The organism is Microcoleus sp. T3_D1, from assembly GCF_036700405.1.
Lineage (GTDB): Bacteria > Cyanobacteriota > Cyanobacteriia > Cyanobacteriales > Microcoleaceae > Microcoleus.
Genome location: NZ_JAUBOV010000003.1, coordinates 64,152 through 85,451, shown reverse-complemented (window position 1 = coordinate 85,451; position 21,300 = coordinate 64,152). Strand labels below are relative to the sequence as shown.

General features: G+C 46.4%; 13 protein-coding genes. 8 read left to right on the top strand and 5 right to left on the bottom strand.

What is annotated here, in order from left to right:
* Window positions 1–35 precede the first annotated feature (35 nt).
* Window positions 36–557, bottom strand: coding sequence for a pentapeptide repeat-containing protein (locus QT992_RS02955; protein WP_333376512.1), 522 nt, complete (start codon window positions 555–557; stop codon window positions 36–38).
* Between the two features lie 36 nt (window positions 558–593).
* Window positions 594–2,315, bottom strand: coding sequence for an iron ABC transporter permease (locus QT992_RS02950; RefSeq protein ID WP_333376510.1), 1,722 nt, complete (start codon window positions 2,313–2,315; stop codon window positions 594–596).
* Window positions 2,316–2,441: 126 nt separating this feature from the next.
* On the opposite strand from QT992_RS02950, the gene QT992_RS02945 reads away from it, so the two are divergent.
* Window positions 2,442–3,530 (top strand): ABC transporter ATP-binding protein, encoded by a 1,089-nt coding sequence (locus tag QT992_RS02945; RefSeq protein WP_333376507.1) that lies wholly within the window; start codon window positions 2,442–2,444, stop codon window positions 3,528–3,530.
* A 487-nt stretch (window positions 3,531–4,017) separates the two neighbouring features.
* On the opposite strand, the gene QT992_RS02935 is transcribed toward QT992_RS02945, so the two are convergent.
* The gene (locus QT992_RS02935; RefSeq protein WP_333376505.1) at window positions 4,018–4,788 is read right to left on the bottom strand and encodes a TerC family protein; all 771 of its coding nucleotides are present in this window, start codon (window positions 4,786–4,788) and stop codon (window positions 4,018–4,020) included.
* 134 nt (window positions 4,789–4,922) lie between these two features.
* Entirely contained in the window at window positions 4,923–6,089 is a 1,167-nt protein-coding gene (locus QT992_RS02930) for an RNA-guided endonuclease TnpB family protein (RefSeq protein ID WP_333376503.1), read from the bottom strand.
* Between the two features lie 397 nt (window positions 6,090–6,486).
* Between QT992_RS02930 and psaM the strand changes: the two genes are divergently transcribed.
* Window positions 6,487–6,582 carry a photosystem I reaction center subunit XII gene (gene psaM / locus QT992_RS02925; RefSeq protein WP_015174804.1) on the top strand — a complete coding sequence of 32 codons (96 nt, stop codon included), beginning with the start codon at window positions 6,487–6,489 and terminating at the stop codon, window positions 6,580–6,582.
* Between the two features lie 284 nt (window positions 6,583–6,866).
* Window positions 6,867–7,283, top strand: a complete 417-nt coding sequence (locus QT992_RS02920; protein WP_333376501.1) for a slr1601 family putative cell division protein — start codon at window positions 6,867–6,869, stop codon at window positions 7,281–7,283.
* Between the two features lie 223 nt (window positions 7,284–7,506).
* On the opposite strand, the gene ctpA is transcribed toward QT992_RS02920, so the two are convergent.
* Window positions 7,507–8,745, bottom strand: a complete 1,239-nt coding sequence (ctpA, locus tag QT992_RS02915) for a carboxyl-terminal processing protease CtpA (protein WP_333376499.1) — start codon at window positions 8,743–8,745, stop codon at window positions 7,507–7,509.
* Between the two features lie 200 nt (window positions 8,746–8,945).
* Here ctpA and QT992_RS02910 point away from each other — a divergent pair, with 200 nt between their 5' ends.
* The 5 genes from QT992_RS02910 to petD all read left to right on the top strand — a co-directional run bounded on the left by QT992_RS02910 (window position 8,946) and on the right by petD (window position 21,230).
* Window positions 8,946–9,842 carry an AraC family transcriptional regulator gene (locus QT992_RS02910; protein WP_333205290.1) on the top strand — a complete coding sequence of 299 codons (897 nt, stop codon included), beginning with the start codon at window positions 8,946–8,948 and terminating at the stop codon, window positions 9,840–9,842.
* A gap of 339 nt (window positions 9,843–10,181) precedes the next feature.
* Window positions 10,182–17,894: a DUF4347 domain-containing protein gene (locus QT992_RS02905; RefSeq protein WP_333376497.1), complete on the top strand. Its 7,713-nt coding sequence runs from the start codon at window positions 10,182–10,184 to the stop codon at window positions 17,892–17,894.
* 339 nt (window positions 17,895–18,233) lie between these two features.
* Window positions 18,234–19,295: a calcium-binding protein gene (locus tag QT992_RS02900; RefSeq protein ID WP_333316372.1), complete on the top strand. Its 1,062-nt coding sequence runs from the start codon at window positions 18,234–18,236 to the stop codon at window positions 19,293–19,295.
* A gap of 599 nt (window positions 19,296–19,894) precedes the next feature.
* A complete protein-coding gene (petB, locus tag QT992_RS02895; protein ID WP_172190423.1) occupies window positions 19,895–20,563 on the top strand; it encodes a cytochrome b6 in 669 nt (222 codons plus the stop codon).
* 184 nt (window positions 20,564–20,747) lie between these two features.
* Window positions 20,748–21,230, top strand: coding sequence for a cytochrome b6-f complex subunit IV (gene petD, locus QT992_RS02890; protein WP_333316370.1), 483 nt, complete (start codon window positions 20,748–20,750; stop codon window positions 21,228–21,230).
* Window positions 21,231–21,300: the final 70 nt, after the last annotated feature.

The following is a 21,300-nucleotide window of genomic DNA, read 5'->3' as shown; positions in this document are numbered from 1 at the left end:
GATTCGGCGGTTGAAACCGCCGAATCCCATCAACTTTAATTTTTAATTTTACCATCCGGCATGATAGCGCCTTTCAGGTTTGCCCCTTTCAGGTTTGCCCCAGTCAAATCAGCACTATTTAAGTCTGTTTCACTTAAATTGGCATTACTAAGATTGGCATTATTCAGTTTTGCCCCTCGCAAAAAAGCCCCCTTGAGATTTGCATTACTCAAATCAGCATTTGTGAGATCGGCCGAAAATAAACCTGCTTTTTCCAGAGAAGCACCTTTTAAATTTGCACCTTTGAGATTGACGCTATCGAGTAAGGCTTCATTAAGTTTGACCTTTTCTAGCATTGCACCTTCCAACTTAGCACCATTGAGATTAGCGTTTGTTAAATCCATGTCACTTAACTTGGTATCAGTCAGGTCACATCCTGGACATTGCTTAGTTTTTTGTAATGTTTCGAGGGGACCCGCCGCCTGTTTTTGACATCCAAAGGTGACAAAAATAGTAAGTAGTAACAAGGAAATTGTGCCAGTAGTGCGGGTAAACATTGCTGAATTTTTATTAATCATCTTGATTTTCAAAGGAATAATGGCAACAGTTAACAGTTAACTGTTAACTGTTAACTCTGTTGAAGACTTGCGCGATCGCGCAATTTTCCAACTTAATAAAATCACCGGTAACATCCCCACTAAAACAATTGCCAATGCTGGGCCCGAAGCTTCAGCCAATCGCTCATCTGAGGCAAGTTGATAAGTTCGCACAGCCAAAGTATCAAAGTTAAAAGGTCTAATAATTATAGTAGCAGGTAACTCTTTCATGACATCAACGAATACTAACATCATGGCAGTTAGTAAACCTCCCGTCATCATTGGTGTATGAACTGTAACTAAAGTTTGCATCGGGCTATAACCCAAACTTCTCGCCGCATCATCTAAATTAGGCTTAATTTTGCTCAAACTTGACTCTACCGCATTTAAAGAAACAGCAAGGAAGCGAACTATATAAGCAAATACCAAAGCTGCGATCGTACCGCTTAACAGCAAGCCTGTAGAAATTCCCCAGTTTTCACGCATCCAACTATCAAATAGATTGTCAAATTTTCCAATGGGCACCATAATCCCCACTGCAATCACAGATCCAGGTACAGCATAGCCCATTGCCGCAACTCTCGTTCCTAACTGCACTCCTAAATTAGGGTATAACCGTAAGCCATAAGCCATAATCAAGGCAATAATTACGGCTAAAATAGCTGTCAGGGTTGCCAAGATTAAACTATGACGGGCAAAGATCCAAAAACGTTCATCTAAAGTGAGTTGCCAATTAGCTAAGGTCAACTTTACTAAAAGACTGGCTGGCAATAAAAAACCCAAAAACAGCGGCATTAAACAAGCAATTACCGCTAAAATTTCCCTAATTCCTTTAAGCTGATAAGTCTGTAATTGGCGATAGCGGCTGCTAGCTTGATAATATTTAGTCCGACTGCGCGACCAGCGTTCTAGTAAAATTAAACCGAGAACAAATAATAATAGCAGCGCAGCTAATTGATTGGCTGCAATTCGTTCTCCCATGCCAAACCAAGTCCGATAAATACCTGTGGTGAATGTATCAACTCCAAAATACTGAACAGTGCCATAATCGTTGAGAGTTTCCATCAAAGCCAGTGCTAAACCTGCTACAATTGCGGGTCTTGCCATTGGTAAGGCAACGGTAATAAAACTCCGCCAAGGACTACAGCCCAGGATTCTACTAGCTTCTAGGGTACAAGTTGATTGCTCCAAAAATGCAACTCGTGTTAATAGGTAGACGTAGGGATATAAAACTAATATTAGCATTAATATTGCTCCTGGGAGCGATCGCACGTTAGGAAACCAATAGTCTCCATAACTCCAGCCAAAAATATAACGCACAGCAGTTTGAACTGGGCCGGAAAATTCTAAAAAGTCTGTATAAATATAAGCTAGGACATAAGCTGGGGCCGCTAAGGGTAACAGTAATGCCCATTCAAATACGCGACTAGCCCGAAAGCGACACATTGTTACTAGCCACGCACATCCTACGCCAATCACGACAACACCAAAGCCTACACCGATCATTAACAATAAAGAGTTGATGATATAACGGGTTAAAACTGTATCGGTTAAATGTTGCCATGTATCTTTAGCTTCAAAAAAGATACTGGATAAGACACTGATGACTGGTATGGCGATCGGCAATGCTAAAGCGATAACCGCAAGTGTCCACCCACTAGCGGATAAACCGCGTAAGGTCGATAGCCATTGGATTGTCCTGATTCCTGTTTGCTGTAGTGATTGTTGGGAATTTTTCATCGCTAGTAAATTGTCTAGCTTGCTAGTTTATCAGTCGGTGTAAACATTTGTCAAGTCTTTCTGACAATTTATATCACTAAACTGGTTTATTGTAGAATAGTAAGTTGTTGATTATTTATAGCAATAATGGTTCGACCGATAATTCTGCATTTGGATGGTGTAACAAAACAGTATGCCCAAGCAGCATCACCTGCGGTGGCATCTGTCACCCTGACCTTACATCAAGGAGATATACTGGGGTTGTTGGGGCCATCGGGTTGTGGGAAAACAACGTTGCTGCGGTTAATTGCGGGTTTTGAACAGCTACAAGCAGGGACGATCGCCCTAGCAGGGAAAACTGTAGCCAGTGTTAATATGTCAATGCCGCCGGAACAGCGAGACATTGGTATGGTGTTTCAAGACTATGCACTCTTCCCCCATTTGACAGTCGCGAAAAATGTAGCTTTTGGCTTAACGCATCAAGGAAAAGAGTCAAAGCATCATATTCAGAAAGGTGTCACCGAAGCATTAGCGTTGGTGGGATTAGAAGGGTTGGAAAACCGTTATCCCCATGAATTATCCGGGGGTCAGCAACAGCGAGTGGCCCTGGCCCGTGCGTTAGCCCCTAGACCTGCGATTATTTTACTAGATGAACCATTGAGTAATTTAGATGTACAAGTACGGTTAAGATTGCGTCAGGAAGTCCGCGAGATTCTCAAAGCAACGGGAACCTCTGGTGTATTTGTCACGCACGATCGCGAAGAAGCACTTTCGATTTCCGATTGGGTAGCGGTGATGCGTCAAGGCCAATTAGAACAGTTTGGCACTCCAGAGGAAGTTTATCAAGAACCAGCATCTCGATTTGTGGCTGAGTTTGTGACGCAAGCTAATTTTGTGTCTGCATCGCTGAAGCAGGATTTTTGGGAAACAGAAGTAGGTTGTTTTGCTGTTAAACGAGATTCATGTTCACAAGTTCCCTGTGATGTTTCTACTGAAGGAGAATTGATGATCCGGCAGGAAGACTTGAGTTTATACTTAGATGAAGATTCGGCTGTTGTGGTTTGCGATCGCCAATTTTTAGGTAGAGAAAATCGTTATTGTTTAAAAACACCTTCGGGCGAAAAGTTATATGCACTCACAACCACAGGAAATGTTTTTCCCATTGGTTCTAAAGTTCGGTTATCTTGTGGTGATAATTCTCCCTTAGCTTTCTTTGTCGGTAAGCCTAGGCCATAGTTAATGGCTAATTTCTTTAATAGACCTCTCCGAAAAAGAATCTAAAACCGTTGTCCTATGTAGAAAAGGTTATTTGCAGCCACTCAACAGGAAGGTTACATTTTTTCCCGACAGGTGAATGCGATCGCCTGCAACTCCTTCCAATCACTCGCCCTCTTTCCCTCTCCTCAAGAAATACAGCCACCAGCAAGGCTCAAATCTGATCGCCTGCAATCGCCAATATGCCACCAATCCCGTCAGCAAAAAATTCCCCTCGCTATCCCACCAGCCTCCCCATTGCTGAGTCTGATTTTGATAACTGGCTTCCCATGGGATCAATTGTACTCCTATAAGTTCGATCGGCTACTGAAGGAAACGATATTACAACATAAAAGCCTTTCATCCCGGTGACTTTAGTCTGGGGATGAAAGGCTTTTGCACGTTTTGACCAGCCTTCAATCTGGTTGGTTTGACAGATTTAAGCTAATTTTATTCAAATGAAAGTATGTTAAATTTCGGACTTCTGTCCTTGCGATTCTGGCACAGCAACTTCTGAATCCGGCTGATTCAGAGCCATTTCTAGAGATTTTGCAATCTCGACTGACTCAGGAGTACGCTTAGAAAATCCCCAGACAAACATCAAGACGATACTGGAAACTAGCAGCCATTGCGGAGGAACTAAATCGGGATTAATTACTTTCACCAACAACCGCATTCCCACGAACCCAACTGTGATGTAACCAGCACTTTCTAGGTGAACGAACTCATCCAGCCAGCGGATGAACAACCCGGCCATGAATCGCAGGGCAATAATTCCAATAGTAGCGCCTGTTACGACGATAAAAGTGTTATCAGAAACAGCGATCGCAGTAGTAACGCTATCCAATGAAAACGCTAAATCCGTAAAAGCAATCATGGGAATTGCTTGCCACACAGAGGCAAATCTGGGCCCGTGATGTTCTCCTTCGGAGTCTGTCTCTGAAGTAAAATGTTGGAAAACAAGCCACAGCAGGTAGAGAGCACCAAGCAGTTCAAACTGCCAGTATTGGATCACCCAAGTAGCCGTTAAAATGAGGGCTATCCGCAGTACAAAAGCAATTATCAAACCCAAGTTGAGAGCTCTTTGCTGATCCTTGGCATCTTCCAAACCTTTAGAAATAGACGCCAGGGCGATCGCGTTGTCAGCCGAAAGTACAGCCTCCAAAGCCACCAAAACCAACAATAATAAAAAGCCGTCAACTCCAAAATTGGGTGAAGCGTCGAGAAATTGATCTATCATTAACTATTTTGTGCACCTAAGATTGCCAAGGATCGAGCGCAGCACAAATTACCCGCTCTGTCTAACATTAGTGTCACCTTCACGTGAACTACCAGACGCTGACCACTTCATTGGTACAGCGCTGGCTTCCTGATTCAACGGGGCGGCGCGTCCAACAAAACCGAAGTTTTGCCAGATCGACTTACATCCCCTCCACAGGCAGAAGCGCTAGTTCCTAACGCCAAAATCCGCAAGGCTTCATTTCTAATGTTGAGGGCTGCATTTACATCACGGTCATGATGAGTACCACAATGTTTACAAGTCCATGCCCTAACATCAAGAGTGAGATGCTCAACTTGATTTAGGCAGGCATGACAAGTTTTTGAGCTAGGAAACCATCGATCAATCTCAATGTATTGTTTACCTTCACTTTGGGCCTTGTACTTAAGCATTGTGCAGAACATACCCCAGCCAACATCACTAATGGCTTTGGCTAAATTATGATTCTTGACCATGCCTTTGATATTGAGATTTTCTACTGCAATAACTTGGTTTTCGTTAACTATCTTGCGGGATAGCTTTTGTAGAAAATCTTCCCGGCATCGGGCAATCTTGGAGTGAACTTTTGCCACCGCCCGTCTTGCCTTTTTCCTGTTTTGACTGCCTTTCTTTTTGCGATCGAGCTTTTGTTGTTTACGTTTTAAGTTTCGTTGACGTTTGACGAAATACTTGGGATTGCCGAACTTAGAACCATCACTGGTAATCGCAAAATGAGTTAACCCTACGTCAATGCCAATAGCTTTATCTGCTGGGACTAACTCAGGCTGTTCTTTCCCATCGTCAATCAAAACAGAAACAAAATGTTTACCGTCCGGGTTGCGAGATACGGTAACGGTCTTGATATCGCCCTGAAAATCACGATGTCGCCGACAGAAAACTAAACCAATCTTAGGTAGGTTGATATAGTCACCGTCGAATTTGACATTTTGAGGGTAGCTGATCGACTGCCTGCCATGCTTGGCTTTGAACTTGGGCAGCATCGCCATCTTGTCAAAGAAGTTTTTGTAGGCAGTAGATAAATTCAATGCAACCACCTGCAAGCATTGAGAATAAGGTTCTTTTAACCATTCGTATTCTTTTTTGAGTGCAGGGAGCAAGCCTTGTATGTATGCCCTAGATAGTCCTTTGCCAGTATTCTTGTAAGTTTCTTGACATAGATTCAAAGCATAGTTCCAGAACCATCTCGCACAGCCAAAAGACTTTGCAAGCAAGACATCTTGCTCATCTGTGGGATAAATTCTGTACTTGTAAGCTTTATACATTTATCAAGGTTGCAGAATACCGATAAAATTATCATAGCGCACAAAAAGGATATTGATTCGCTCTCGCTCAATTTATTTTCGGGCTGCGTTTTCATCCCGACGCTCACCTTCGGTAGAGCGCAAGACTTCCCATTCGCATTAGTTAAATCTTAACCTAACGCGGTAGTTCTGTGCGAGGCGATCGTCCCAACAACGTCGGAAGGAAGCAGTCCCAGGAAACAAGGAAAAATTCTCCCCCTCCGACACTCAAAAACAGCGCCACTGCGCCACTGCGCCACTAGGCCACTCCTCCCCGGAGGCAGCATTTGTGTTGCAAGTTGTAACAAATGATTCCCAAAAGCGCCAATTTGTCTCAAATTAGTGAAAGCTCGTCCCCGCGAAAAGGAGTTTTGCGAATATGTCTTTAACAGATACCCAAGTCTACGTAGCGCTCGTAATTGCTTTGATTCCCGGAATCTTGGCTTTCCGGTTGTCAACTGAACTGTACAAATAGTTTCCAGACACCAGTTGCGAACCGCAAAACGCCTGCCTGAGCAGTTAAATCTCTCGCATTACAGATACAGACAATTGCTGCCCCAGTGCAGTAGATTGTTTGTGTTCCGCAAGACGAGACTGCAAGGGCAGGCATTTTTATGGGAAAATTCCGTCTTAAGGCGTCACCTTTGTCTCAACAATTTTGGCTGTCAGCACCCTGACAAACAGCGGCGAGTGTGCGTTAAGCTCAGAATTTGCTCTTGTGAACTCTAAAACGTCAGTCTCAGGTATTTGAAAAAAATTATGCAAGCGATTCAACCCCCCGTTACCCCACTGCGTCCTGTAAAAAACTCCCCTCGGGTTACTCCTCGTCGCAGCAGCCGCCGCCAGCGTTCCTACCCTCACCAAACCCTCGCGGCTGAAACAGGGGTCAAGTTGGCAGTCAACATGGTACTTTCAGTCTGTGCTACTTCTGCTTTGGTTCAGCTTTGGCCTCACTACCGGGCGGTGCAAGAAAAATTGCACGAAATCCAAGCTGAAGTCAATCTTACCCAAGGGCGAGTAAATCAGTCGCGCTCGGACTTTAACCGCTACTTTGACCCTAGTCTTGCTAAAACTGTGATGCAAGAGCAAAGCAACCAAGCTGACCCGCAGCAGCGTCAGGTAATTTTGCAAGAAGCCGAGGTGCCCGAAGCCGAGGAATCAACCCCGCAACCTTAAGGGAACGGCTGTTTTGGGTTTTGATATCACGTCCGATGTGCATCATTCTTGTATGTCATTGGTTCGCACAGCGAAGAATGACAGATGAATCTGTCGGACTTGATATCACTTTTAAATAAAAGAGTTTTTTTGATGATTCTTGTCTGTCGTGGCGAAGCAAACGCAGAGACAGACAGACCTGCGTATTGTCACCTATTGCAATCTCAAAACTTCAAACTCAGGCTTATACTGACTTTGCCAGCACGGTTTTTTCTTTCAGTAGTTGCAGTGCAGCTTGATATTGCAAGTCTGCTGCGGTGCCGATTTGATCGCGCGCGATGGGTTCCAAAGGCACTACGCGATCGGGCGCAATCCCCAGCTTGTTAATATCTTTATGGTTCGGTGTCTCGTACTTAGCAACAGTCACGGCCAACCCAGAACCGTCAGACAAATCAAACAGCGACTGAATCAGTCCTTTGCCAAAAGTCTTTTCTCCTACCAGTTGAGCTCTGCCGTTATCTTGCAGCGCACCCGCCAAAATTTCGCTAGCACTGGCAGTTCCCTTGTTCACCAAAACAATCAGCGGATCGTTAGTTAGGGCTTGTCCAGAGGCTTCAAAACTTCCGAGAATGCCTTGTCTGTTCACCGTGTAGACGATCGTCCCGGAATCGAGCCACAGGCGGGCAATTTCAATCCCTGCTTGCAACAGTCCGCCCGGGTTGTTCCGCAGGTCGAGAATGTAGGCGGCGGCTCCTTGTTTTTCCAAGCGGTCGATCGCGTGAGCGACTTCTTCAGTGGCGTTAGCGCTGAATTGACTCAAGCGAATGTAGCCCACCGGCAAATTTTCCGACCCCGACTGCAATTCGGCGTAAACCGGATTCAGAGCAATGCGATCGCGCACTAGCTCAATGTCCTCAGCAGCGTCCCTTCCCTCGCGCCCCAAGGTGAGGGTGACAGGAGTGCCGATGCGGCCGCGCATTCGAGTTGCAGCCTCGTCTAGGCTCAATTCTGAGGTAGGAGTGCCGTCAATTTTCAGAATGCGATCGAGGGGTTGGATGCCAGCTTTATCCGCCGGTGAGCCGGCCAAAGGAGCCACCACAGTCAGGGTATTTGTCTGGGGGTCGATCGCAATTTGCAGCCCCACACCCGTCAATTCTCCCGAAGTGTTGACCTGCAAACTGCGGTACTGTTCGGGTTTCAGTAGTCGAGTGAAGGGGTCGTCGAGATTCGCCAGCATCCCCTGAATCGCCGTGTAAGTCTGCTGTCTGTCGTTAAGCGGTTGCTTGACAGCTTTTTGGCGAATCGACCACCAGTTTTGAGAGTTAAAGCTGTCGTCCACATAAGAGCGGTTAACAATTCGCCAAGCTTCGCTCAATAGCTGCTGTTCAGGAGTCAGCGCCGCGGCAGGCTGCGCCCACCCACCTAGAACTAGGACGACTTGGAGGCAAAGTACAATAGCAATCTGGAAAACTCGTCTGTGCATGATTTTTCTGTAAAATACCAGTAAGTATTACATTTTATGTATTTTACGTTTGTACGCTCGGAACGCTGTTGCAGATTTAACTCAGATTTGTTTCCCGACGGTCAGTCCCGAAGGCACTCGGATGCTTAGAAGAATCCTCGCCGTTATACGGCGAGGAGTTGTCAACTACAAAATAGCAACTCGTCCAGTCGGTGCCAGCTATGTCCCCACAGAAACCACTAATTCTTGATTTTGCCAAGACAGACGCGATGAAAGTGATTCTCCCGCGCCCCGCAATCCTGTCGAGTCACGGCACAAAGTGGCAAGGAATTCATGTCGAATATCACTCTCAGCCGCCAAACGAATGTCCCGAACACTGTCTCGAACAGCACACGGTTGGCTTGATGCTCAATTCAGCCACACTAAAAGGAACACTGAACGGGAAAAACTGCGGTAGCGAATCGTGGCAAAGTGGGCAGATGTTCATCGCTGCTGCTGGTACTTATTTCCAGTCAGTTGCAGCAGCAGACTATGAATTTATGGCGATCGCTCTTGAACCTACCGACTTCGACAATACAGTTGGCGAATCGATCAATTCAAATTCCATTGAAATTATACCGCAATGGCAAACCCGCGATCCGTTGATTAGCGGAATTGCCTGGGCTCTCAAAACCGAACTGGAATCAGGCGGATTAAACGGTACTCTTTATGTCGATGCACTAAAAAACGCGCTTTCACTGCACATACTGCACCGCTATGGCGCGAAAAAACCGAACCTGCGAGATGTTGGAGGCGGTCTTGACCCCGGTCAATTGCAATTAGTTATTCATTACATTAATGAATTCATAAACCGAGATTTGCACTTAAGTGAACTTGCTAATTTAGTGAACATTAGTTCTTATCATTTCAGCCGTATGTTTAAACAATCGACTGGATTAACCCCCCATCAGTACGTGACCCAGTGCCGAATTGAAAAAGCAAAACAGTTGTTGAAAAAACCGAAGTTATCAATAAAATATATCTCCCAGCAAGTGGGATTTCACGACCAAAGTCACTTTAGTAAGACATTCTGCAAAATTGTCGGTTTGACTCCTAAGCAATATCGCGATCGGCTTTAACAAAACTCAAGCCTCTGTCACATTAAAAGCAGTTTGTAGTTGCAAAGTATTTTCGCATAGGGCTTGCGGGGGTTCAGAAACCGGGTTTTTTAGCCGATCGGGAAACCTGTGTATTTTGGTACAAAACCCGGTTTCTTTGGTATCTAGGCGTAAGTTTTGTCGTATAAAAACCCCAGCCCGCCGGCGCTGTTACAATTCTTCATCAAATAGGGATAAATTCCGCAAGAAAATTATATTTTTCGCAAGTTTTCCGCAAGAATTTACAATACAGCAGAGCTGGTGCTTTTGTAGACTTGCTCGCATCACATAAACCCGAAGTATCAGCTAGGTAAATTAATCATGTCTACTTTCAGTATTGGTACCAAGTTTCCTGCCGGCACAAGTCCCCAATCCCTCAGTGCCGAAAACTGTAATAACGATAACATCCCAGACTTAAACATCCCAGACTTAGGGATCGCCCCAACGGCTGTTTCCCTAAAGTCAATGACTCAGCTTTCCTCAAAAGCGATCGCATTTATCGATGCTGCCGTCCCCGACCCTCAAACCTTAATCGACGGCGTTATCCCTGAAACCGAAGTAATTCAATTAGAGTCAAACCGCAACGGCCTGGAACAAATTGCCGAAGCTTTGCAGGGAAGGAAATTTTCAGTAATTCACATTATTGCCCACGGGCAACCCGGTTGCGTGCAACTGGGGAACGTTGAATTGAGTTGGAAAAATTTGAGCGATCGCGCCAGTAATTTCGTGCAAGCAGTCCAAGGATGGGCGCGATCGCTGACAGCAAATGCCGAAATTATGATCTACGGCTGCAATGTTGGCCAAGGAAATATAGGCAAAGCATTTGTAAACAGCCTGAGTCAACTAACAGGGGCAAGTGTTGCTGCTTCTGAGAATCTGACAGGTTGTGCAGAAGGTGGCGGCGACTGGGAATTGGCAGTGACAGCGGGGACAATTAAAGCTGGCATTGCATTTGGGCCAGAAGCGATCGCAGCTTACGGCCACGTTCTCAATACGTTTAAACAAACACCTACTGGCTTGACAACAGGAAATCTCCCTACAGCTATTGTTAGCCAGGACTTGAACGGAGATGGTGTTCTCGATTTAGCCGTAGCTAACAGAAGTTCTGACAGTGTGTCGATCTTGTTGGGAACAGGTCAAGGTAATTTTGGAACTGCTACTAACTTGACCTTGGGGAGTGGAGGATCTCCCAGCGGTATTGTTGCGGGCAATTTTAATGGGGATACGCTTCCCGATTTAGCTGTATCGGTAGCAATTGGCGGCGATATAGGAGGAGGGGCTTATGTCTTTTTAGGAACAGGGCAAGGCAACTTTAGCAATCCTAACAACTTTGGCCCTGGGATCACTAAAGAGGCGATCGCTGCGGGAGATTTTAATCAAGACACCTTCGCTGACTTAGTTGTGGCAGAAGAGAACCAAGTTTCTATTGCTTTAGGCAATAATCAAGGAACTTTTGGTGAGTTTAACAATGTGGGGACTGCAATCAGCCCCTTAGCGATCGCGATCGGAGATTTTAACGGCGACAACAATCTCGATGTCGCTGCCACTAACGGGAATCCGGCTAACAGCGTTTCTATTTTTTTCGGTACGGGTCAAGGCACTTTTGGCAATCCAACCAACTTGAGTGTCGGCACAAGTCCCAGCGCGATCGCCGTTGGAGATTTTAACGCTGACGGCAGATCCGATCTGGCTGTAACCGCAGGCCAGAACGTATCAATTTTATCAGGGACAGGTCAAGGCACTTTTAGCAATCCTGCTAACTTTAATGTTGGGTCAGGTCCTAATGATATTGCAGTTGGTGATTTCAACGCTGACGGTCAACCGGATTTAGCTGTAGCGAACGCCGCTTCTAATAATGTTTCAATTTTAACTGGAACCGGTCAAGGAACCTTTAACGGGCCATTTAATTATAATACCGGGGGACTCACTCCGAGCGCGATCGCGGTTGGAGATTTTAACTCTGATACCAGACCAGATATTGCTGTCGCCAATACCAACAGTAACAGAGTTTCAATTCTGTTGAATGTGCTATTGAAAGCAAGTTTTGCTAATTCTGCCTACAGCAGCCTTGAAGGAGACGCAGATGCGACTGTTAATATTCCTGTGACACTCGAAGACGGTTTACGATTTACAGACTTGATTGTACCGATCGCAACTGTCTTGCCCGTTCCTCCTGCTACCTCACGAGCGACTCAAGATTCTGACTATGCTCTTTCTACTAATACTCTCACTTTTCCCGCAGGTAGCGGCAGTTTGACTCAAAATATAGCTGTCACTATCAAACCAGACAACCTTGCAGAAATAGATGAAGCAGTTGTCTTGAGTTTTGGTACGAGTCCGGGAGGAGGAGGGTTTGGAGGTACAATCTCTGAAACAACCCTAACAATTCCTGCTAACGATCCGATTATTTACACAGTTGGTGCTAGTGCTGGTACTGTTCCTGAAGGCAACGCCGGCACAAATCCACTGATATTTACTGTTAGTCGCAGTGGCGGTACTGATACAGCAGGGACTGTCGATTATGCAATTGGTGGCACTGCAACCAACGGCAGCGATTACAACAATATCGGCGGCACTTCGGGCGCAGCAAGTACGACTGGTCTGATTAATTTTGCCTCTGGCGAAACATCGAAAACTGTCACCCTCGATGTGTTGGGTGATGATAGCGTTGAACCAGACGAAACTATTACCGTCACTCTATCAAATCCCGTCACATTGCCTGATGGCGGTCTTCCCGGCGGCAGTTCGACAATTGGTACTGCTAGTGCGACAACTACTATTACTAATGACGACACTGCTGGAATTGCCGTCAATCCCGCTAGCGGATTAATTACAACAGAAGCAGGAGGAACAGCAACATTTACTGTCCAACTCAACTCTGAACCAACTGCTAACGTGACTGTTGGCTTAAGCAGTTCCAATGTTGCCGAGGGAACAGTTTCTACACCCTCGCTGACATTCACTCCCGCCAATTGGAGTGCGCCCCAAACAGTAACAGTAACAGGCGTTGACGACAATATTGCTGACGGCAATCAAACTTACAATATTGTCACCGCTGCGGCTGTTAGTACAGACAGCAATTACAGCAATTTCAGTGCTGCCGATGTCAGCATTACGAATAGCGACGACGAAACTGCAGGCATTACCGTTAATCCCACAGCAGGATTAACTACAACAGAAGCTGGAGGTACGGCAAATTTCAGTGTTGTCCTCAACACTCAACCTACGGCACCTGTTACGGTAGCTTTAAGCAGTTCCAATCCTGCGGAGGGAACAGTTTCTACTAATACCTTAAGTTTCACTCCCAATAACTGGAATCAGGCGCAGACGGTAACGGTGACAGGTGTTGGCGACAATATTGCTGACGGCGATATTGCTTACACTATTGTCACTGAGGCTGCTGTTAGTACAGACAGCAATTACAGCAATTTCAGTGCTGCCGATGTCAGCGTTACTAACAGCGACAGCGATACTGTCGGCGTTACCGTTAATCCCGCCAGTACCACAGCAGCAGAAGGCGGTGCAACGGGAATTTATACACTTCAGCTAAATTCGCAGCCAACAGCGCCGGTAACAGTCAGCTTTGACGGGGGGAATCAAATAAGTGCGATCGCCCCCATTAGTTTCGACGCTGCTAATTGGAATATTGCCCAAACTGTAACTGTGATTGCGACGGATGACACAGTTATAGAAGGTACTCACAGTGGCACAATCAATCACGCGGTAACAAGTAACGACGCGAAATATAGCGGAATTGCGATCGCGCCTGTTACTGTCGCCATTACTGATAACGAAACTACGCCAACACCAACACCGCCAACACCAACACCGCCAACACCAACACCGCCAACACCACCGACACCAACACCAACACCGCCAACACCACCGACACCAACTCCGCCAACACCAACACCGCCAACACCAACACCGCCAACACCACCGACACCAACTCCGCCAACACCAACTCCAACACCAACTCCACCGACACCAACTCCACCAACTCCACCGACACCAACTCCACCAACACCAACACCAACACCAACTCCACCAACACCAACTCCACCAACACCGCCAACACCAACACCAACTCCACCAACACCAACTCCAACTCCACCAACGCCAACTCCACCAACGCCAACTCCACTACCGCCAGTAATCATGCCGCCGACGATACCTGCTGGCATTACTGTCGATCCGACATCAGGATTAGTCACCACAGAAGCGGGAGGTAAAGCAACATTTACAGTCAAACTAAATACTCCGCCAACTGCTGATGTCAGAATTGATTTAGAAAGTTCCAATCCAGCAGAAGGCATAGTTTCTCCACCCTCGCTGAACTTCAACTTTGCTAATTGGAATCAAACGCAAACGGTGACGGTAACTGGTGTTGATGACAAGGTTGTTGACGGTGATAAAACTTACAGCATTGTTACCAAACCTTCTGTCAGCAACGATCGCAATTATTCCGGTTTAAATGCAGCAGATGCGATCGTTACCAGCACGGATAATACTGCTGCTGGCAAACGCAATTCTTTATTGATTCCCCTAACACCGGGGCAAGTTGTCGCAGAACCAGACCTTGATGACCCTACTGTTAAACGCCAGCGGTTATCAAATGTAAATTTTGGTCTCATAGATGACCCGCAGCAGGATTTTGACGAGGGGCCGCTCAACATTAACTTATTTAACGATACATCTTTTGATGTAATCTTCGATCAGGTAACATCCTCATCCAATGGAGAAAGTTGGGTGCGTATCGGTCGTATTCAAGGTGCTTTAGATGACAGTGAAGTCATCTTAACTAATAGCAAAAAAGATGGCGTTGCGATCGGCAATATCAGGTACAAAGACAAATTTTACCAAATTCGCTACGCCGGTAACGGTCTGCACAGCATTCGAGAAATCGACCAAGCAGCTTTTCCCGACGTTCATCAAGACAGCGATGCAGTTCCCGTTCCCAGCGACAGTTTTGCTGACCTTCCAGACAGCAGCCCAGATTTGACCGGTGACGACCCCGCAGTAATAGATGTCATGGTCGTTTATACCGCAGCAGCCAAAGATGCTGAGGGAGGTACTGATGCCATGAATACCTTGATTGACCTGGCTGAATCTGAAACAAATTTAGGTTATGAAAACAGTGGCGTCAATCACCGGATACGGATAGTACACAGACAGGAAATAGACTACACAGAAAGTGGCAATGCCAGCACAGATTTAAACAGGCTTCGCAATACTTCCGATGGTTTTATAGACGAAGTTCACCAACTGCGGAATACCTATTCGGCCGACATGGTGAGCTTATTTGTTGATAGCTTAGACTACGGCGGTATAGGTTACTTAATGACAGATCCTAGCTATGGGTTTGCAAATTCAGCCTTTACTGTAGTCAAGAGGAATAATGCAGCAGGATCTTACACCTTTGCCCACGAACTAGGGCATAACCAAGGTGCTCATCATAATGAACAAAATGCAAGCAGTGCTGGCGCTTATCCCTATGCTTACGGCTATCGGGATACCACCGATCCAATCACTTTCCGCACCATCATGTCTTACCAGACCCGCCGTCCCGATCCTCCCATTACGCGGATCAATCGCTGGTCCAATCCCGATCGCACTTATCTCGGCGAACCCACAGGAACGAGTTCCACAGATAATGCTCGGACGCTGAATAATACTGCTATTTATGCTGCTAATTGGCGGCACTCAAACGATAATCTTGAGAATGCTAAAACTGTCACGGGTAGTTCTTTTTCCTCAACTGGTTTAAATGTCAACGGCACTAAACAAACAGGAGAATTAAACCATGCAGGTAACAGCGGCGGTAAATCTATTTGGTGGTCTTGGACAGCCCCAAGTTCTGGCGCGGTAACAGTTTCTACGGCCGGCAGTTCCTTCGATACTTTGTTGGGAGTTTACACTGGCGGTTCTGTTTCTAGTTTAACAACTGTTGCTAGCAATAATAACGACCCTGCTGGAGGTCAAACCAGTCGAGTCAATTTTACTGCTACTGCGGGTACGACTTACAAAATAGCAGTAGATGGCTTCGGCGGATCGTCAGGTTATATTAATCTGAATCTGAGTCCTGGTGTCAACCGCCCGCCTGTTTTAAACATTCCGTTCCGCGAACAAGGTTTGCGTTTGCAACCGGGTGCGAGTCCTCAATTGCAGTTTACTTTTCAAAACAACACTTTCACTGACCCCGATCCGGGCGATACGCTGACTTACACTGCTGATTGGTATGAAAATGTCACCAATTTCGAGTGGCGAAATGTCAGCGGCGGACGATCGCCAATCCCGACAAGTTGGAGTCGCATTAGCCCCTTACCAACTGGCATGACTTTCGATCCTGCCAGTCGCACTTTCAGGGTTGATGATAGCTTGCAGCGCAATCGCAACTACTGGATTCGAGTAACAGCAAGGGATGCTGCTGGTGCATCGGATATAGCATTTTTCGATCTTTATAATCGAGGTCGAGGTTCTGTTATTGACGGCTACATCGCTGGGGCTACAGTTTTCTTAGACGCTAACAAAAATGGCGAACTTGATGCTAGCGAACCCTCTGCAACAACTGGCCCAAAAGGTGAATACGAACTCGATATTTCCTTGGAAAATTTTGACAAAAATCGCAACGGCGAACTCGATCCGGAAGAAGGCAATATTGTGGCTTTTGGTGGCATTGATACGGCAACTGGTTTGCCTTTGGAAACGCCTGTCACTGCCCCGCCTTACGCTACAGTTGTCACCCTGTTAACCAGTTTAGTAGCGGATTTAATTGACAAGGGAATTGAGAGCGATCGCGCCGAATCTCTCGTCAAATCTGCTCTTTCAATTCCCGCTAATGTTGACATCACTGACTTAGATCCGATCGCAGCTACCGAAAACGCGATCGCGGGTGGAGTAGAAACTTTGACTGCAATGGTCAAGGTACAAAACGTCATTACCCAAACTGCTGCTTTAATAGACGGTGGGTCGATTCTGGATAATACCGACACCGTAAAAGCAGTTGTAAGTGCGATCGTTCAACAAATTCAATCGGGGACAACTCTCAATCTGGGCGATGCCAACCAGTTAGCAACAATTGTCGATCGCGCCGCCACAGCAGCGCAACAATTTGACTCGGATTTAAACACTCAGCAATTGTTGCAAATTGCCCCCGATGCAGCTAAGGTAATGGCCGAAGCAAATCAGCGCATTGACCAAGTTGTATCCAACACTGCAACAGCTTCAATTAACCGAGAAGTTGCCCGCGTGCAAAAAGTAGCCCTAGGCGCAACCTCTGAAGACTTAAAAGCAGTCGGTACAGGTACGAAATCGATCGCCCAAGTTATTGCCGAAAATACTGGTACTGCGTTAGATACCACAATTCAACAAACGACATTGCCCGATACACCTGCCGTTGCGGTGATTGAAGGAGAAATAGATGCGATCGCAGCTAACTCCAATCTCACGGGTACTGACGGCGACGACAGCCTCTCCGGCGACAGCGGCAGCGATACAATGGCCGGCCAACGCGGCAATGATACTCTCAGCGGTTTGGGCGGCAACGACTGGATACACGGCAATCAAGGCAATGATTCCCTCGACGGTGGCGACAGCAATGACACTGTTTACGGGGGCAAAGAAAGCGATAATTTGTTCGGCAATAATGGGGAAGATATCCTATTTGGAAATCGCGGTCAAGATAGCTTGAGTGGAGGTGAAGGCAATGACAGTCTTTACGGCGGTCAAGCTAGCGATATTCTCCTCGGCGGTAACGGATCAGATTTTCTCAGCGGTGAAAACGGCGATGACAGTTTGATAGGAGGAAATGGGAGCGATCGCTTCTTAATTTCAGCCAATTCTGGCAGCGATATCATTTTTGATTTTGAAGCCGGTATCGACTTCCTAGCACTTGCCGACAATTTAACCTTCTCGCAACTTTCTCTTATCCCTAGCAACAGTGCAACTTTAATCAGCTTGACAGAAACTGGTGAAATTTTAGCTGCTATCAATGGCGTGACAGCTAACCAAATTAGCATCGCCAATTTCATTTAAAATATTAGGGACACAGGATTTGCCTGTGTCCCTGAAATTCGTTCAACAATCACGGATGGTGCAACCGGAATCGCTCTAATTCATCGGCGTTAATCTGTGTTTATCTGCCATCATCTGCGGTAAAAAAAAGAGAATGTATTAACCGCCCCGGACAAGGGATGGACGCTGATTCACGCAGATGTCGAGAAGAGAGATAGGAATAATTCCGATGCTAAGAGACTTGATATCAGGACTAAAATCTTTACAAAATCCCAAATTCAAAATTGAGTGGACGGGAAGAAGCCAAAATCTAAAATTGAGTGACTGTAATTGTGAAATAGTTTTCAGGAGGACAAGTTTATGGTAGTTATATGCGGTGACAATTTCGATAATTTGCTAGCCGGTGAAATTGGCGATGATTCCCTGTGCGGGCTGGGAGGCAATGATACTCTATCTGGTTTGGGTGGTAATGACACTTTAGATGGCGGAGAAGGAAATGATAGTCTCGCAGGTGGAGTCGGTAGCGATCGCCTTTTGGGCTACTCTGGTAACGACAGTCTCAGCGGTGGCGAAGGCGATGACAAAATTGAAGGAGGTGTTGGGAATGATCTTCTTGAGGGTGGCGAAGGCGCTGATTTAATCAGAGGAGAAAACAATAACGACAGTATCTTGGGAGGGGCTGGCAATGACTGTCTTTACGGCGGTCAAGGCAATGATACGGCGATCGGAGGAGATGGAGACGATCGCTTGTTTGGTGGCAGCAACAACGACTTGCTAATGGGCGGCAAAGGTAACGATCGCCTGTTGGGAGAAAGTGGGAACGACACTGTAAGAGGTGACTTAGATAATGACTACATTAACGGCAATGCAGGAGACGATTTGCTTGAGGGAAATGAAGGCAGCGACACCCTGATTGGCGGGCCGGGTAAGGACATCATATTGGGTTACAGCTTTTCATCAATAGGAGAACAAATCGATTATTTAATCGGGCAAAGTGAAGCTGACGTATTTGTTCTCGGTTCGTCAAATGCCCGCCCTTACCTCTTCTATGGCGGTGAAGGTCGCCATGCCGTTATTGAGGATTTTAACCGGGTCGAAGGTGACAAAATTCAAGTCGTTGGTTTCGTACAAGATCGTAATGGTCCTAACTTCTTCTCTTACCGATTTGAATCTTATGATGACGGTATCACACGGGGAACTCGGATATTTGTCGGATCGGATTTAATCGCCGACGTTAAAAATGTTACAGATGTGAGTCTATCCGATTGCGCGATCGTTTCGACTGGATTTACACCGCCATCGCGAGACTTTCCATCCTTCCCGTCTCTTCCTGAAATTCCCTTCCCGATACCGCCGCGTCCCACTCCTTTCTCGCCAATACTGCCAGTTTTTGTGGAAAGTTTGCTTTCTTTTCAATTGTGATAGGACTTTACGGATGGGGGCAATCACCGGCTTTTTTTACGGAAATACGCAGGTTGCCGCCAGCAGATTTTGTTAGTAAAGACTGCAGTCCTGACTACAAAACAAGATTCGATTGTACGATCGAGCCGGTTCGGGTTACTCGATCGACAATGAGGGCGTTTGGGCCCAAAAGGTAAAGTTTTACGATCGAGATGAAATTTGGCCTCTCCCGGCAAACCGGTTTCCGGCTCGGACTGCTTTCTGTAGCTCAGCCCTACCCGCATAGTAGCTTGGGCGGATGTTGAGATTCCCAAAAAAGCCTTTTAAGTGTCCAAAAAGCGATCGGGGGCGTGAAAATTGCACGGCAATTATGTTACATTTTTTATCACAGTCTGGAATTCGATCGGGCAACGCCAGCGAGTAGGGACAAGCCACCGCTTAGTTTCCCAGGGCTTGCAGGCGATCGCACAAGAGAGTTCCTTTCGTCAGCTCCAAATTTAAAAAATAGCCTCAGGCATTTGCTAGTAAAAGCAAGCTGCTCGGCGCGGGGCGACAAAAAACCTTGTGGCTGCTGCCCTGAACCTCAACCACAGCAATATTCTTTTAGGAATTCTGGCTCCATGTTTTCTAAACAAATCACCGACTCAAAAACCTACCAGTGGTTTGAGGAACGCCTGGAAATTCAGGCGCTCGCCGATGACATCACTACAAAGTATGTACCCCCGCACGTCAATATTTTCTACTGCTTGGGCGGAATTACTTTAGTTTGCTTTCTGATCCAGTTTGCCACCGGCTTCGCCATGACTTTCTATTACCGTCCGACGGTAGCAGAAGCTTTTTCTTCAGTGCAATACCTGATGAATGAAGTCAACTTCGGCTGGCTGATCCGCTCCATCCACCGCTGGTCTGCCAGCATGATGGTACTGATGATGATTTTGCACACCTTCCGGGTTTATCTGACAGGCGGCTTCAAAAAGCCCCGCGAGTTAACCTGGGTGACAGGAGTAATCTTGGCAGTCATCACTGTTTCTTTCGGCGTGACCGGCTATTCGCTGCCTTGGGATCAAATCGGTTACTGGGCGGTTAAAATCGTTTCGGGCGTCCCCGAAGCCATCCCGTTTGTCGGTTCTTTGATGGTTGAACTGCTGCGTGGCGGTGTCAGCGTCGGTCAAGGCACTTTGACTCGCTACTACAGCTTGCACACTTTTGTGTTGCCTTGGCTGATTGTAGTGTTCATGCTGGCTCACTTCTTGATGATTCGCAAGCAAGGTATCTCTGGCCCGTTGTAAGTTTTGAGTTGTGGGGGCGGTATTTTTTTTGCCCCCCCGCTGAATTGTGAGTTGAAAATTCAGAATTCATCACTCAAGATATTTATTTACGGCTAATACTTCCTGCGATCGCCCCGCTGATTCAGACTAACGAATACAGCGGAATCCCAGGCTCGGGTAAAACTAAAAGGAGAACACTCTCACTATGTCTATTATCAAAAAACCAGATTTGAGCGATCCCGCGCTCCGCGCTAAGCTCGCTAAGGGCATGGGTCACAACTATTACGGCGAACCAGCTTGGCCTAATGACTTGCTCTACGTTTTCCCTATAGTAATCATGGGAACGTTTGCTCTTTGCGTCGGTTTGGCTGTACTCGACCCGGCTTTGGTTGGAGAACCGGCTGATCCTTTTGCTACTCCGCTGGAAATTCTGCCGGAATGGTATTTGTGGCCTGTGTTCCAACTCCTGCGGGTTTTGCCTAACAAATTGTTGGGTATTGCTTGCATGGCTGCTGTTCCCCTTGGCTTGATTTTGATTCCGTTCATCGAAAGCGTTAACAAGTTTCAAAATCCGTTCCGCCGCCCTGTTGCTACTACAGTTTTCCTGTTGGGAACTGCGGTAACTCTGTGGTTGGGTATTGGTGCTATTTTCCCGATCGACAAATCTTTCACACTGGGTCTTTTCTAAGATTTAAGTTTGCTTGATATTGACGCCTGCGGGTTTCCTGTAAAGTGCTTTTGTACTGCTGGGAAACTTT